The following is a 14,089-nucleotide window of genomic DNA, read 5'->3' on the forward strand; positions in this document are numbered from 1 at the left end:
CTCATGCTCAAGAGTCAAAATTTGCGTAATTTTACTACAGCTGAATCGATCAAATAGCCGCAGAAGATCAAAGAAAGCGCAGGGGCAAGGCGCTGACCGGACCATTTTGAGGCATTTTTTTAGGTGGCATGCCGCAGAAAATGGATTAGGTTAGGGTCGCTGGCTGTATTTGCCAGAACGCACAGGTATACTCCTGTCCTGGTTTTTTTATCACTTAGTCGGGAGTAGTTACCCTCCATGCAAGAAATTATGCAATTCGTTAGCCGCCATCCGGTTCTGAGCATCGCGTGGATTGGCCTGCTGGCTGCTGTGCTGTTCACCACATTTAAGAGCCTGACGTCTAAGATTAAGGTTATCACCCGTGGTGAAGCGACGCGTCTTATCAACAAAGAAGATGCCGTCGTTGTCGATCTGCGTCAGCGTGACGATTTCCGTAAAGGTCACATTGCAGGCGCAATCAACCTGTTGCCAGCTGAAATCAAAGCGAACAACGTGGGTGAGCTTGAAAAACACAAAGCCCAGCCAATTATCGTTGTTGATGCAACCGGTATGCAGGCGCAAGAATCTGCCAGCGCGCTTTATAAAGCGGGCTTCGAAAATGTAACGGTACTGAAAGAAGGGATCTCCGGCTGGAGCGGGGAAAATCTTCCTTTGGTTCGCGGTAAATAAGGAGTTCAGTCATGGCCAATATTGAGATCTACACCAAAGCGACGTGCCCGTTCTGCCACCGTGCGAAAGCGCTGCTGAACAGCAAAGGCGTCACGTTCAAGGAACTGCCGATCGACGGTGACGCGGTTAAACGCGAAGAGATGATCCAACGTAGTGGTCGTACGACGGTTCCGCAGATTTTTATTGATGCGCAGCACATTGGCGGCTGTGATGACTTGTATGCGCTCGACGCCCGTGGTGGACTCGATCCGCTGCTGAGCTAAGAGACTTTAGGACAATTAAAAAGGGTTTTTCCATGTCAGAACAAAGCAATAATGAAATGATTTTCCAGATCCAGCGCATCTACACGAAAGATGTCTCTTTTGAAGCGCCAAATGCGCCGCACGTTTTCCAGAAAGACTGGCAGCCAGAGGTTAAACTTGATCTGGATACCGCATCTACCCAACTGGCAGATGACGTGTATGAAGTTGTACTGCGTGTGACCGTGACCGCCTCTCTGGGCGAAGAAACCGCGTTCCTGTGTGAAGTACAGCAGGGCGGCATCTTCTCCATCGGCGGCATCGAAGGCAACCAGATGGCGCATTGCCTGGGTGCATACTGCCCGAACATCCTGTTCCCGTATGCGCGCGAATGCATCACCAGCCTGGTTTCTCGCGGTACATTCCCGCAACTGAACCTTGCGCCAGTTAACTTTGATGCGCTGTTCATGAACTATCTGCAGCAGCAAGCTGGCGAAGGTGCTGAACAACATCAGGATGCCTGATGAGCACTGTTAATGCTTCAATGACTGTGATCGGTGCCGGCTCATACGGCACCGCTCTTGCCATCACGCTGGCAAGAAATGGTCACGACGTGGTCCTGTGGGGCCACGATCCAAAACATATCGCCACGCTGCAGCACGACCGTTGCAATGTGGCGTTTCTCCCGGACGTTCCGTTCCCTGACTCTCTGCACCTGGAAAGCGATCTTGCGACCGCGCTGGCGGCCAGCCGCAACATTCTGATTGTCGTCCCGAGCCATGTGTTTGGCGAAGTGCTGCGTCAGATTAAGCCGCTGATGCGCCCGGATGCCCGTATTGTCTGGGCAACCAAAGGTCTTGAAGCGGAAACCGGACGCCTGCTGCAGGACGTTGCCCGCGAAGCGCTGGGTGATGCGATCCCGCTGGCGGTCATCTCCGGTCCAACCTTTGCCAAAGAGCTGGCTGCTGGCCTGCCGACGGCGATCTCGCTGGCATCGACTGACCAGGCTTTCGCCGACGATCTCCAGCATCTGCTGCACTGTGGCAAGAGCTTCCGCGTCTACAGCAACCCTGATTTTATCGGTGTCCAGCTGGGCGGTGCGGTGAAGAACGTGATTGCTATCGGTGCCGGGATGTCTGACGGTATTGGCTTTGGCGCCAACGCCCGTACGGCGTTGATTACCCGCGGCTTAACCGAGATGTCCCGTCTTGGCGAGGCGCTGGGCGCCGATCCGGCCACCTTTATGGGGATGGCGGGTCTGGGCGATCTGGTGCTGACCTGTACCGACAACCAGTCTCGTAACCGCCGCTTTGGCATGATGCTCGGACAGGGCAGCGATGTAAAAAGCGCGCAGGAGAAGATTGGACAGGTGGTGGAAGGCTACCGCAATACCAAAGAAGTCCGCGAATTGGCGCACCGGTTTGGTGTCGAAATGCCAATAACCGAGGAAATTTATCAGGTATTGTATTGCGGAAAAAATGCGCGCGAGGCAGCATTGACCTTATTAGGTCGTGCGCGCAAGGACGAGCGCAGCAGTAAGTAGTCGGAACCATTGTCACCTGAATGACCCAGCCAGCGCAGAACTGGCTGGTCATTAATTTATCGTCTGGAGTAAGCAATGCCGTGTGAAGAACTGGATATCGTCTGGAACAATATTAAAGCCGAAGCCCGGGCGCTGGCCGACTGTGAGCCTATGCTGGCCAGTTTTTACCACGCTACGCTACTCAAACACGAAAACCTTGGCAGTGCTCTCAGCTACATGCTCGCCAACAAGCTGGCCTCCTCGATTATGCCTGCTATCGCCATCCGCGAAGTGGTGGAGGAGGCATACGCCGCTGACCCGGAAATGATCGCCTCTGCCGCCTGTGATATTCAGGCCGTGCGTACGCGTGACCCGGCGGTAGATAAATACTCTACGCCTCTGCTATACCTGAAAGGCTTCCACGCCCTGCAGGCGTATCGCATCGGCCACTGGCTATGGAATGAAGGCCGCCGCGCGCTGGCAATCTTCCTGCAAAATCAGGTCTCCGTGACCTTCCAGGTCGATATTCACCCGGCAGCGAAAATTGGCCGTGGAATTATGCTCGACCACGCCACCGGCATTGTTGTGGGTGAGACGGCGGTGATTGAAGACGACGTTTCGATCCTGCAGTCGGTTACCCTTGGCGGTACCGGTAAAACCAGCGGCGATCGCCATCCGAAAATTCGTGAAGGGGTGATGATTGGCGCGGGTGCCAAAATCCTCGGCAATATCGAAGTCGGACGCGGCGCGAAGATTGGTGCAGGGTCGGTTGTGCTCCAGCCGGTTCCGCCGCACACCACCGCGGCTGGCGTACCGGCGCGTATCGTCGGCAAACCAGACAGCGATAAGCCGTCCATGGATATGGATCAGCACTTCAACGGTATCCACCATACGTTTGAGTATGGTGACGGCATTTAACTTCTGAGAATGGCGCCCGGGTACCCCAGCTGGCGCCATGCTTCATACACCACCACCGACACTGCGTTCGACAGGTTCATGCTGCGGCTGTCCGGCATCATCGGAATTCGGATTTTCTGCTCCGCGGGCAGGGCATCCAGAATCGTGGCTGGCAGGCCGCGGGTTTCCGGGCCAAACATCAGATAGTCACCGTCCTGATAGCTCACGGCGCTGTGCGCTGGCGTGCCTTTGGTGGTCAGGGCGAACATGCGCTGCGGCTTTTCGCTTTCCAGAAACGCGGCGTAATCATGATGGCGCACGACGGCAGTAAATTCATGGTAATCCAGCCCCGCGCGACGCAGACGCTTGTCGTCCCACGTAAAGCCCATCGGCTCAATGATGTGCAGACGAAAGCCGGTGTTGGCACACAGGCGGATGATATTGCCGGTATTCGGCGGAATTTCTGGTTCGAATAAAACGATGTTAAGCATGCTGCCCCCTTAATTGCGGGGGCAGAATAGCAGAAAAGTGAGGAATTACGCGACGCCAGGTTCCTGCGCACGGCAACGCAGCATTTTGTAGCACGTTGCCGCTGCGGCGACCAGGGCAGGCACGCTGAGGATCATCAAAATACTGTCCGCCTGCCACTGCAGGGAAAGCAGCTGAGCGCTGGTCATGGTTCCCGCCACGCCGCCAAAGCGGCCGATCCCCTGCATCCAGGCAATACCCGTTGCGCGGCACTCTGTTGGGTAAAAAGTCGCTGCCAGGGTTTGCATGCCCGATTGCGCCCCGTTCATCGCGATCCCCATCAGGAAAATCAACCCGCCAAACAGGGCGATATGATTATGCTCAATGCCCAGTAACAGAATGAGACCCATTGTCAGCACAAAGCCACCCGCGACCACTTTGTGTGCCTCCCAGCGATCCATCATCCAGCCCGCGAGCAGAATGCCTGCGGTACCGCCGAAGGTGAACAGCGAGGTGAGCCAGGCGGATTCCGCCAGCGCATAGCCCATCCCCTGCATCAGGGTCGGCATCCAGCTCAGCAGGACGTAGTAAATCACCAGCCCCATAAAGTAGGTGACCCACAGCATCAGTGTGCCGGGCAGCCAGGGCATGGAGAAGAGCTGCGCCACGCTCCCTTTCTCAGAAGCGACTTTTTCCTCGGCCAGGAAAAAGCCGGTAACGCTCTCCAGGGTATTGCGGCTGAACCGGCTGGCGATACGGCGGATCTGCATGACGTCCTTCCCGCGCTGCACCAGAAACTTCACCGACTCCGGCAAGAACAGCGCCAGCAGCAGCGTCAAAATCAGCGGCGCAATTGCACCCGTCAGCAGCACGCTTCGCCAGCCATGGTGGGGAATAAGCCACGAAGAGATCGCACCACCCCCTGCGGCACCCAGAGGGAAGCCGCAGTACATGGTATTAATCGCCATGGCGCGGCAGCGCTGGGGGGCGAACTCGGAAATCAGCGTGATGGCGTTTGGCATTGCGGCACCGAGGCCAAGGCCCGTCAGAAAGCGCCACAGCGTCAGCGTATTCAGAGTTTGCGCCCAGGCCGTGCCCAGGCTTGCAAGGCCGAAGAACAGGCAGGAGAAGACCAGCACGCGCTTGCGCCCCATCTTGTCCGATACCGGGCCTGCAATGAGGGCACCCAGCGACAAGCCCAGCAGGGCTGCGCTCAGCACCGGCCCCAGATCCTGTTTATGTATCCCCCATTCTGCCGACAGCGTAGGGGCGATGTAACCCATTGCTGCGGTATCAAATCCATCGATCGCCAGAACCAGAAAGCCCAGTACGATAAGAAGCCAGTGAAACCCTGAAAAGGGACTCTCATCGATCACCTGCTGAATATCCACCTTGCCTGAATACGTCATATGCTCCTCTCCGATGTGATGTTGTTTTTGTATTCTTGTATTTGCTTGTCTATACAATTGCGGAGGGAGCAAATATGTCAAATTTTCTTATCCAATTTGTTATCCAAGTGTTATTTCCGGCAAAAAAAAGCGCCCGAAGGGGGAACCGGGCGCGTGAACAGCGGTGTTAACAGGAGGGGTATTCAGGCAGCGTTTCCCTGCGCAAGGGGAGCCAGCGCCGCCGGTAATCGACTTAACTCCTGCACCAGAGAGTCTTTGCTGATTTCGCTAATGGTTTTCGCACCGGTCAGCGTCATCGCGACTTTCATCTCTTTTTCGATCAGGTCAAGCAGGTTCGCCACGCCAGCCTGACCCGCCGTCGCCAGCGCGTACAGATACGCACGGCCCAGCAGCACGCTGTCGGCGCCGAGCGCGATCATGCGTACCACATCCAGCCCGTTGCGAATGCCGCTGTCGGCCAGAATCGCGATATCGCCTTTCACCGCATCGGCAATGGCGGGCAGCGCGCGTGCGGAGGAGAGCACACCGTCGAGCTGACGCCCGCCGTGGTTTGAGACCACAATGCCGTCTGCGCCAAAACGTACCGCGTCGCGGGCATCTTCCGGGTCGAGGATCCCTTTGATCACCATCGGGCCGTCCCAGAATTCGCGGATCCACTCCAGGTCTTTCCAGGAGATGGACGGATCGAAGTTGTTCGCCAGCCAGCCGATGTAATCTTCCAGCCCGGTCGGTTTACCGAGGTAAGCCGAGATATTGCCCAGATCGTGCGGACGTCCGTTCAGACCCACATCCCACGCCCACTGCGGGTGCGTCACCGCCTGCCAGTAGCGGCGCAGAGCGGCATTCGGGCCGCTCATGCCGGAGTGGGCGTCGCGGTAGCGCGCGCCCGGCGTTGGCATATCGACGGTAAAGACCAGCGTGGAACAGCCCGCCGCTTTGGCGCGCTCCAGCGCGTTGCGCATAAAACCGCGATCGCGCAGGACGTACAGCTGGAACCACATCGGACGCTTGATGGTCGGCGCGACCTCTTCAATCGGGCAGACGGAGACGGTAGAGAGGGTAAACGGAATACCCCTGGCATCCGCGGCCGCCGCCGCCTGCACTTCGCCACGACGGGCGTACATACCGCACAGGCCGACGGGGGCGAGGGCGACCGGCATGGAGAGCGTTTCGTTGAACAGCGTCGTCTCAAGGCGCAGGTCAGACATATTCTTCAGCACGCGCTGACGCAGGGCCACCTCTGACAAGTCTTCCACATTGCGGCGCAGGGTGTATTCGGCATACGCCCCGCCGTCGATGTAGTGGAACAGGAACGGGGGCAAAATGCGCTGCGCCGCGGCGCGATAGTCACTGGCTGCTGAAATGATCATGCTTTGTTCTCCCTGGAAATATCACTGTCGCCAGGCAGACGGGTAATACGCGCCTGTCGGGCCTGGTCTTCATCGAATCGTTTGATGGTGGTGTGAACGAAGCCGAGATGCGCCATCATCGCCTTGCGTGCGGCCTCGGCATCACCGGCCAGAATGGCGTTAAGCACCGCCTCGTGTTGTTCAGTCAGCTGGGCAAACACCGGCGGAACCAGGTACATGCGCTGGCGGCTTTGTTTGACAGAGGATTGCAACAGGTCGAAGAACCCGCGCATGGTCTGGAGCAGAACCACATTGTGCGACGCTTCGGCAATGGCCAGGTGAAAACGCACGTCAGCCTGGGAGGCGATATCCGGGTCGCTGCTTTGCGTGGCCTCAAAGCAGGCTTTGAGCTTCTCTTTGTCGGCCTCGGTTGCCCGCATGGCCGCATGCCAGGCGGTGCTGGTCTCGATGGCGTGACGCGCTTCGAGGATGTCAAAGCTGTAGTCCGGGTCATTTTCCATCAGCGTCTTCAGCGGCTGAACGATGTTTTGCTCGGACCAGTCGTCATGCTGCCAGCGCACAAAGGTGCCGCCGCCGCGACGGCTCACCAGTACCCCTTCGCTGACCAGCGTGGCCAGCGCTTCACGCAGGGAATTACGCGATACACCAAGCTGGGCGGCGAGCTGGCGTTCAGCGGGCAACTTCATGCCCGCTTCCAGCTGTTGTTCTTCAATCAGCGCCCGTACGCGAGAGGCTATCTCGTCGGACAGGCGTCTGGGCATCACTATCATGGGATCATCCAGGTTAAGACATAAGCCTGCAGGGTGGTGATCACCCCGACCATGCAGGTGAATATCAGGCTGTGTTTCACGGTAAAGCGGAACAGATCCGACTCTTTACCGACCAGTCCCACCGCCGCACAGGCAATGGCGATGGATTGCGGGGAGATCATTTTCCCGGTCACGCCGCCGGTGGTGTTCGCAGCGACCAGCAGGACATCCGACACGCCAATCTGCTGGGCCGCCGTAGCCTGCAGTGCAGCAAACAGGGCGTTCGACGAGGTATCTGACCCGGTCAGGAACACACCCAGCCAGCCGAGGAACGGTGAGAAGAAGGTGAAGGCGTGGCTGGTATGGGCCAGCGCCAGTGCCAGCGTCGATGACAGGCCGGAGTAGTTTGAGATAAACGCGAACGCCAGCACCATGCCGATGGAGTAAATCGGCAGCATCAGCTCTTTAATCGTCGCTGCGAAGGTCTGCACCGCGGCGGCAGGCTTCATGCGCAGCCACACCACGGAAAGGATCGCGGCAAACAGGATGGCGGTCCCGGTGGCGGAGAACCAGTCGAACTTATAGACCGCGGCATACGGTGTGGCGGCATGCACGACTGGCGGCATGCGGGCGACCATTTTGTCGAGGAACGGCACGGAGATGTTAATCACCATGTCGTACAGCGCGCCGCCCGGGGCGAACAGGGCTTTAAACGGCGGGATGCTCCACAGCGTTACCGTTGCGGTCAGGAACAGGAACGGTGACCAGGCACGGATCACCTGCCCTGCGGTATAGCCCGTGCGTGCCAGGGTTTGATCGACCTGCGAGGCACCCATGTCGGCGAAGCGGAAAATACGTACCGGCTGCCAGCGTTTCAGGAACAGGGTCAGGCAGACCAGCGAGACCAGCGACGAGATAATGTCCGGCAGCTCCGGACCGAGGAAGTTTGAGCTGAGGTATTGCGCGATGGCGAACGAACCGCCCGCCACCATTACAGCAGGCCACGTCTCTTTCACGCCGCGCCAGCCGTCCATAATCGCCATGATCCAGAACAGCACGATGATGGTCAGGAACGGCAGCTGGCGACCCACCATCTGGCCGATCTCAAAGCTATCCAGCCCGGTCACCTGTCCGGCGACCAGAATCGGAATCCCCATTGCGCCAAACGCCACCGGGGCGGTATTCACAATCAGGCACAGGCCCGCGGCATAAAGCGGGTTAAAGCCGAGGCCCACCAGCAGGGCGGCCGTAATGGCGACCGGTGCGCCAAATCCGGCGGCACCTTCCAAAAACGCCCCGAAGGAGAAGCCGACAATCAGCATCTGCAGGCGCTGGTCCGGCGTGATGGAGAGAATCGACGAGCGAATGATGTCGAACTGCCCGGTTTTCACCGAAATTTTATAGACAAAGACAGCGGCGATGATGATCCACGCAATTGGCCACAGACCGTAGAAGAAACCGTAGACAACGGAGGCCAGCGCGCGATCGACCGGCATTTTGTAGAAGAACAGCGCCACCAGCAGAGCGATGGCAACGGTGTACGTCGCGGCAAGGTAGCCCTTCAGCTTGAGCTTAATCAGCGCAAAGAAGAAGAACAGGATTGGAAGCGATGCGATCAGGCTCGACAGCCAGATATTTCCGGCCGGGTCGTAGTTTTGTTGCCAGAGGCTCATGCAGGTCTCCTGGGGACCAGATAACCTGCGCGGCGGGTGAGTCTCCGCTCATCTCTGCATCACAGGTTATGTAAAAGTGGTCCTGCCAATGATGTGTTGTAGGGTTAATGACAATGAATGGTTAATCAGATGTTATGGGGTGGCAATGGTTTTGTGAGCGGAAATAATGGAATTGTGAACCAGGGGAGGATTGATTGCGCAATTGGTTGGACCAATTCACGCGAAGGGGAAAAGAGTAGGCCGGGTAAGCGCAGCGCCACCCGGCATGAAATCAGAATGCGGTCTTACAAAAACCCGTCATCTCTTTCAGGCCCATTTCACGGCCAAGCTCGGTCATCGGGTGCACGACCACCAGGCCACGGACGCTTTTCTTCAGCTTGCCCATGTCAGCCTGTTCTTTTTTGGTGATTGCGCGGCGGTGTGGCATGTTCATCAGCTTCTGCGCTTCGTTGCTCAGCTTCTGACCTTTTACTTCGCGCAGGCGCTCGATCTCTGCCTCCAGCTTCGCGGTCTCTTTCTCCAGCTCGGCGTACTTCTCGGCGGAATCGACCAGTGACAGACCCGCCATCTGGTGACGGATCAGATCCAGGCGGTCGCTCAGGCGTTTAATTTCGTTCTTTTCGACTTCTTTCATGACAAATAACTCTGAAAACGGGGAATTTACAGGGAAGGATACACCAATGTGAGCAGGCTTACTTCTGAAACGCTTTTTTTAAGCTGATCCGGGAAATCAGCTCAGTCAGGGAAAGGACCATCGTGGAGCGGACAACCTGCTGATAACGCAGCTTTTGCATTGCATATAGCTCAGGGTCGCTGCTGTCGAAATGAGGGGCAGGGGGCAGCGCGGCCACGCAGTGCAGCTCGCCGAAGGGCCCCAGGATCTCATCATCGGTAAAGGCGTATTCGTTACCGTCATGATTGAGCTCCTCACGTAGCGCCATTAACAGCTCTGCATCTTCGTACTCTTGCCGGTTCAGCACGCCAAGACCGTAAATCAGCTTCAGACGCACCGATAAATCGCCCAGCGGTCCATCGCCGTCCAGTAACGGTTCTACAGCATATTTTACCGCGTAGTCGTCTTTGCGAAACACCTGAAGCACCAGGATATTTACCGCCTCGGTTAACAGCTCGACGGCGGCAATCAGGAAGCTTCGTACGGTTTTGCCAGCATTCAGACGCTCAAGCACACGATTTTCAAAGGCCTGGGTTTGTTCCATTATTGCCTGCATATCTGACAATCTGTTATCTGGGCGCAGGCTAACCTGCGCCACACTGTGCATCATTTGGTTGCGTTGTATGCGTTAACCGCCTCCACAACCACGTCGCTATTGGCGTCCAGACCGGAAATCTGCGCCAGCGCAGCCTGCGCGCCTTTGTCATCAATCAGCTGAGCCAGCTCGATCGCCTGCGGGTCCTGATCGCTGCGGTAGTGCATTGCAGCGGCAATCCCTTTCACCAGGTTGGCATGCGGCAGACCGTATTCCAGCGTGCCGAGCAGCGGCTTAATCAGACGGTCGCCTGCACTCAGCTTACGCAGCGGTTGACGTCCCACGCGCTCAACATCATCTTTCAGATACGGGTTTTCAAAGCGACCGAGGATTTTCTGGATGTAGGCTGCGTGTTTATCAGCATCAAAACCGTAGCGTTTGATCAGCACCGCGCCGCTCTCTTCCATGGCCCCTTTTACCACCGCGCGGATTTTCTCATCGAGGATCGCATCGCGAATGGTCTGATGACCGGCCAATTTTCCGAGGTACGCGGTTATAGCATGCCCGGTGTTCAGCGTGAAGAGTTTGCGTTCGACAAATGCCATCAGGTTATCGGTTAATTCCATTCCCGGAATAGTTGGCAGCGCACCTTTAAACTGAGTTTTATCGACGATCCACTCGCTGAAGGTTTCCACGGTCACTTCCAGCGGGTCGTGGGTGGCGGATGCTGACGGCGGAACGATGCGGTCCACGGCGGAATCCACAAACCCAACGTGCGCGTCGACCCAGGCTTTATCTTCGTCAGCCACGGCCGCCATGACATGGCCTTTCAGCTGTGTGGTGCCGCGTACCATGTTTTCACAGGCGATGATGTTCAGCGGGGTGTCGATGCCCTGCGCTTTACGTTTTGCCAGGCCTTTAGCCACCGCCGGGGCGATACGCTCCAGAACCACCGGGCCTACCGCCGTGGTGATAAGGTCAACGCTGGCAATCAGGTCGATTACGTCGTCGCCAATGCTGCTGACCGCGTTCACGCCTGAGACGGTATCGACCTGCTCGTTTTCGCCCACCACATGGACCTGATAGCTATGACGGGCATTCAGGGCATCCAGGACCACCTGATTCACATCGGCGAACGTCAGCGTAATGCCCGCGTCTGCCAGCAGTTTGCCGATAAAACCACGACCGATGTTACCTGCGCCAAAATGTAATGCTTTCATAGTGTTAACCTTCATCAATGTTTTTACCCGAGAGGGCTGGGGTGAGGAGCTTTCTCCCCCTCACCCTAGCCCTCTCCCCGGGGGAGAGGGAAGAGGCGCTGTTATTTGTTCAGCAGTGCCAGAACTTCTTCAACGCTGGTGGTTTTGGCCAGACGCTCGATAACGGACTCATCGTCCAGGGCGTTGGTCAGGCTGGTGATCACCTGGATATGCTCGTTGTTGCGAGCGGCGATACCAATCACCAGACGGGCGATGTCATCTTCTTCTTCACCGAAGCGTACGCCATCAGGATACTGACAGAACACCACACCGGTTTTCAGCACGCGGTCTTTCGCCTCAACGGTACCGTGTGGAACCGCGATAGATTCACCGAGATAGGTTGGGGTCAGTTTTTCGCGCTCCAGCATCGCATCGACATATTCAGGCTGAACGTAACCGCCTTTTACCAGCTGTTCACCGGCAAAGCGAATCGCTTCTTCTTTAGTAGCCGCGGTACGGCCGAGGAAGATGTTCTCCGCACCCAGTTTAAACAGGTGGGCATTACTCTCGTCAAAGCTATCCTGCAGGCTGGTGCGCACTTTCACTTCGTTATCTTCATGACGCTGCGCGGCAACCAGACGTTCGGTCAGGCTGGTGTACAGGCCGCTGTCGAGGAAGTTAGTCAGCGAAATGTGCTGTGCCTGCGGTACCTGACGCATGGCGCGTTCGGTCAGATCGCGGTGGGTGATCACCAGGTCAACGTCCGGCGGCAGACTGTTAATTGCGCTGTTGGTCACGGAGATGTTGGTCAGGCCCGCATCCTGTACTTTCTTACGCAGCACGCCGGCACCCATTGCGCTGGAGCCCATACCAGCATCACAAGCAACGATGATTTTACGCACGTGGCTCAGGTCGTTAGAGACATCGCCAGCCGCCAGCGGGGTCGCGCCTTTGGATTCCGCTTTCATGTCGTGCATACGGCGGGTTGCCGCTTCGATATCGTCATCTTCTTTCACTTTGCTGGTTTTCAGCAGGATAGAAGAAACCACGAAGGAGACCGCCATGGCCGCACAGATAGCCGCGATGTTAGCGAAGTAGGCACCTTTCGGGGTCATCGCCAGCACGGCCAGGATAGAGCCCGGAGAAGCAGGAGAGACCAGACCGCCGCCCAGCACGCTCAGGGTGAACACGCCGGTCATACCGCCGAGGATAACGGCCAGGATCAGGCGTGGGTTCATCAGCACGTACGGGAAGTAAATTTCGTGGATACCGCCCAGGAAGTGGATGATAGCCGCACCGCCAGCAGACTGCTTAGCGCTGCCGCGACCAAAGAACATGTATGCCAGCAGAACGCCCATACCCGGACCTGGGTTCGCTTCAATCAGGAAGAAGATGGACTTGCCGAGATCGTGAGACTGCTGAATACCCAGCGGCGAGAAGATACCGTGGTTGATGGCGTTATTAAGGAACAGAATTTTCGCCGGTTCAACGAAGATAGACGCCAGCGGCAGCATGTCGTGCGCCACCATAAAGTTAACGCCTGCCGCCAGAATTTTGGACAGCACTTCAACCGCAGGACCAATGCCGAGGAACGCCAGAATCGCGAGGATCATCCCGATGATGCCCGCAGAGAAGTTGTTCACCAGCATTTCGAAGCCGGATTTGATCTTACCATCTACCCAGACGTCGAATTTCTTAATCGCCCAGCCGCCCAGAGGACCGGCAATCATGGCACCGAGGAACATCGGCATATCCGCACCGACGATAACACCCATTGTGGTGATGGCACCCACAACGCCACCACGGTCACCGCCTACCAGACGACCACCGGTGAAACCGATCAGCAGCGGCAGGAGGTAAGTAATCATAGGGCCAACAAGTTTCGCCAGCGTTTCGTTAGGCAACCACCCTGTCGGAATGAACAATGCGGTGATAATACCCCACGCGATAAACGCGCCGATATTTGGCATCACCATGTTGCTGAGGAAACGACCAAAGCTTTGAACTTTGATCTTGAAATCGGATGACATAAAACACCCCTTCTTATGTTTACGCTTAGGCTTGCGGCCCGAGGTTTATCGTTAATGTGCGGCGGCAGAGGTAGCCGGGCCCTGTTCTGATGCTGTGAAATCTGGCACTGAATCGTTCAACTGTCCAGACAGTGAAAATTTGTGTGACATATGTCACGTAAATGTAGGGGGTGTGGCATTTAATGACGTGATACGAATCACAAAATTAGTGGGTAAAAAAAATACGATGGCGAAAAACAAAGCAAAAACCACGCGTTTTTGTGATTGCGATCGCATTTTTGTTTTGTGGGTTTGTTTCTGGATTGTGACTGATTTCACAAAATATTTTTATGCAGATTTCTCTGGCTGTGATCGGCGGCAAACTCTGCTTTGCGAATTGGCGTCAGGATAGTCTTGAGTGACACGTAAAGCTAAAAAACCACTTTTCATGTGTGGTATGGCGAAAAGTTAAAAGGTGGATTACGCTCTTAATGTAAGGTTAAGTATATTATTATTCAGGTTATATTTTGACACGTTTATAAACTTGCATGGAGATATTATAAAAACCGATACTCCCCGGCTCTGAAATAACCAGTGTGCCTTTTAAATTTAAAAATAAATTAATTAGGCTGCGTGCTGTTTTATTCGTTTAATGAGTTGACGTTGTTTAAGTGAGG

Annotated in this window: 14 protein-coding genes; 5 read left to right on the forward strand and 9 right to left on the reverse strand. The window is 56.2% G+C overall.

Annotation, left to right across the window (positions count from 1 at the left end):
- Window positions 1-237: 237 nt before the first annotated feature.
- From A4308_RS07805 to cysE, 5 genes are all read left to right on the forward strand, one after another.
- Complete coding sequence (locus A4308_RS07805) at window positions 238-669, forward strand: rhodanese-like domain-containing protein (protein ID WP_014882007.1); 432 nt, start codon at window positions 238-240, stop codon at window positions 667-669.
- A gap of 11 nt (window positions 670-680) precedes the next feature.
- A complete protein-coding gene (gene grxC / locus A4308_RS07810; protein WP_014882008.1) occupies window positions 681-932 on the forward strand; it encodes a glutaredoxin 3 in 252 nt (83 codons plus the stop codon).
- A 32-nt stretch (window positions 933-964) separates the two neighbouring features.
- Window positions 965-1,432 (forward strand): protein-export chaperone SecB, encoded by a 468-nt coding sequence (gene secB, locus A4308_RS07815; protein WP_008502716.1) that lies wholly within the window; start codon window positions 965-967, stop codon window positions 1,430-1,432.
- A complete protein-coding gene (gene gpsA, locus A4308_RS07820) occupies window positions 1,432-2,451 on the forward strand; it encodes an NAD(P)H-dependent glycerol-3-phosphate dehydrogenase (RefSeq protein WP_014882009.1) in 1,020 nt (339 codons plus the stop codon). Before secB ends, gpsA begins: the two co-directional genes overlap by 1 nt.
- Window positions 2,452-2,526: 75 nt before the next feature.
- Complete coding sequence (gene cysE, locus A4308_RS07825) at window positions 2,527-3,348, forward strand: serine O-acetyltransferase (protein WP_008502718.1); 822 nt, start codon at window positions 2,527-2,529, stop codon at window positions 3,346-3,348.
- Here cysE and trmL read toward each other — a convergent pair.
- The 9 genes from trmL to A4308_RS07870 all read right to left on the reverse strand — a co-directional run bounded on the left by trmL (window position 3,345) and on the right by A4308_RS07870 (window position 13,433).
- Window positions 3,345-3,818 (reverse strand): tRNA (uridine(34)/cytosine(34)/5-carboxymethylaminomethyluridine(34)-2'-O)-methyltransferase TrmL, encoded by a 474-nt coding sequence (trmL, locus tag A4308_RS07830; RefSeq protein WP_014882010.1) that lies wholly within the window; start codon window positions 3,816-3,818, stop codon window positions 3,345-3,347. The two genes, cysE and trmL, sit on opposite strands and share 4 nt — an antisense overlap.
- Window positions 3,819-3,863: 45 nt before the next feature.
- On the reverse strand, window positions 3,864-5,204 hold the full coding sequence (locus A4308_RS07835; protein WP_023331734.1) for an MFS transporter: 1,341 nt from the start codon (window positions 5,202-5,204) through the stop codon (window positions 3,864-3,866).
- 182 nt (window positions 5,205-5,386) lie between these two features.
- A complete protein-coding gene (gene lldD, locus A4308_RS07840; protein ID WP_045134456.1) occupies window positions 5,387-6,574 on the reverse strand; it encodes an FMN-dependent L-lactate dehydrogenase LldD in 1,188 nt (395 codons plus the stop codon).
- Window positions 6,571-7,344, reverse strand: coding sequence for a transcriptional regulator LldR (gene lldR, locus A4308_RS07845; RefSeq protein WP_014882013.1), 774 nt, complete (start codon window positions 7,342-7,344; stop codon window positions 6,571-6,573). The genes lldD and lldR overlap by 4 nt, the downstream gene beginning before the upstream one ends.
- Window positions 7,341-8,996, reverse strand: coding sequence for an L-lactate permease (gene lldP / locus A4308_RS07850; protein ID WP_014882014.1), 1,656 nt, complete (start codon window positions 8,994-8,996; stop codon window positions 7,341-7,343). The genes lldR and lldP overlap by 4 nt, the downstream gene beginning before the upstream one ends.
- Window positions 8,997-9,267: 271 nt before the next feature.
- On the reverse strand, window positions 9,268-9,630 hold the full coding sequence (locus tag A4308_RS07855; RefSeq protein ID WP_014882015.1) for a YibL family ribosome-associated protein: 363 nt from the start codon (window positions 9,628-9,630) through the stop codon (window positions 9,268-9,270).
- Between the two features lie 58 nt (window positions 9,631-9,688).
- On the reverse strand, window positions 9,689-10,279 hold the full coding sequence (mtlR, locus tag A4308_RS07860; RefSeq protein ID WP_023331737.1) for a mannitol operon repressor MtlR: 591 nt from the start codon (window positions 10,277-10,279) through the stop codon (window positions 9,689-9,691).
- Window positions 10,276-11,424 (reverse strand): mannitol-1-phosphate 5-dehydrogenase, encoded by a 1,149-nt coding sequence (gene mtlD / locus A4308_RS07865; protein ID WP_014882017.1) that lies wholly within the window; start codon window positions 11,422-11,424, stop codon window positions 10,276-10,278. The genes mtlR and mtlD overlap by 4 nt, the downstream gene beginning before the upstream one ends.
- A gap of 101 nt (window positions 11,425-11,525) precedes the next feature.
- Window positions 11,526-13,433, reverse strand: a complete 1,908-nt coding sequence (locus A4308_RS07870) for a PTS mannitol transporter subunit IICBA (protein WP_014882018.1) — start codon at window positions 13,431-13,433, stop codon at window positions 11,526-11,528.
- Between the last annotated feature and the right edge of the window lie 656 nt (window positions 13,434-14,089).

The organism is Enterobacter sp. ODB01 (genome assembly GCF_001623605.1).
Lineage (GTDB): Bacteria > Pseudomonadota > Gammaproteobacteria > Enterobacterales > Enterobacteriaceae > Enterobacter > Enterobacter kobei.

What these genes read in the sequence shown, in the direction of transcription:
- A4308_RS07805 (WP_014882007.1), top strand. Translation starts at nt 238, where the DNA reads ATGCAAGAAATTATGCAATTCGTTAGCCGCCATCCGGTTCTGAGCATC.
- grxC (WP_014882008.1), top strand. Translation starts at nt 681, where the DNA reads ATGGCCAATATTGAGATCTACACCAAAGCGACGTGCCCGTTCTGCCAC.
- secB (WP_008502716.1), top strand. Translation starts at nt 965, where the DNA reads ATGTCAGAACAAAGCAATAATGAAATGATTTTCCAGATCCAGCGCATC.
- gpsA (WP_014882009.1), top strand. Translation starts at nt 1,432, where the DNA reads ATGAGCACTGTTAATGCTTCAATGACTGTGATCGGTGCCGGCTCATAC.
- cysE (WP_008502718.1), top strand. Translation starts at nt 2,527, where the DNA reads ATGCCGTGTGAAGAACTGGATATCGTCTGGAACAATATTAAAGCCGAA.
- trmL (WP_014882010.1), bottom strand. Translation starts at nt 3,818, where the DNA reads ATGCTTAACATCGTTTTATTCGAACCAGAAATTCCGCCGAATACCGGC.
- A4308_RS07835 (WP_023331734.1), bottom strand. Translation starts at nt 5,204, where the DNA reads ATGACGTATTCAGGCAAGGTGGATATTCAGCAGGTGATCGATGAGAGT.
- lldD (WP_045134456.1), bottom strand. Translation starts at nt 6,574, where the DNA reads ATGATCATTTCAGCAGCCAGTGACTATCGCGCCGCGGCGCAGCGCATT.
- lldR (WP_014882013.1), bottom strand. Translation starts at nt 7,344, where the DNA reads ATGATAGTGATGCCCAGACGCCTGTCCGACGAGATAGCCTCTCGCGTA.
- lldP (WP_014882014.1), bottom strand. Translation starts at nt 8,996, where the DNA reads ATGAGCCTCTGGCAACAAAACTACGACCCGGCCGGAAATATCTGGCTG.
- A4308_RS07855 (WP_014882015.1), bottom strand. Translation starts at nt 9,630, where the DNA reads ATGAAAGAAGTCGAAAAGAACGAAATTAAACGCCTGAGCGACCGCCTG.
- mtlR (WP_023331737.1), bottom strand. Translation starts at nt 10,279, where the DNA reads ATGATGCACAGTGTGGCGCAGGTTAGCCTGCGCCCAGATAACAGATTG.
- mtlD (WP_014882017.1), bottom strand. Translation starts at nt 11,424, where the DNA reads ATGAAAGCATTACATTTTGGCGCAGGTAACATCGGTCGTGGTTTTATC.
- A4308_RS07870 (WP_014882018.1), bottom strand. Translation starts at nt 13,433, where the DNA reads ATGTCATCCGATTTCAAGATCAAAGTTCAAAGCTTTGGTCGTTTCCTC.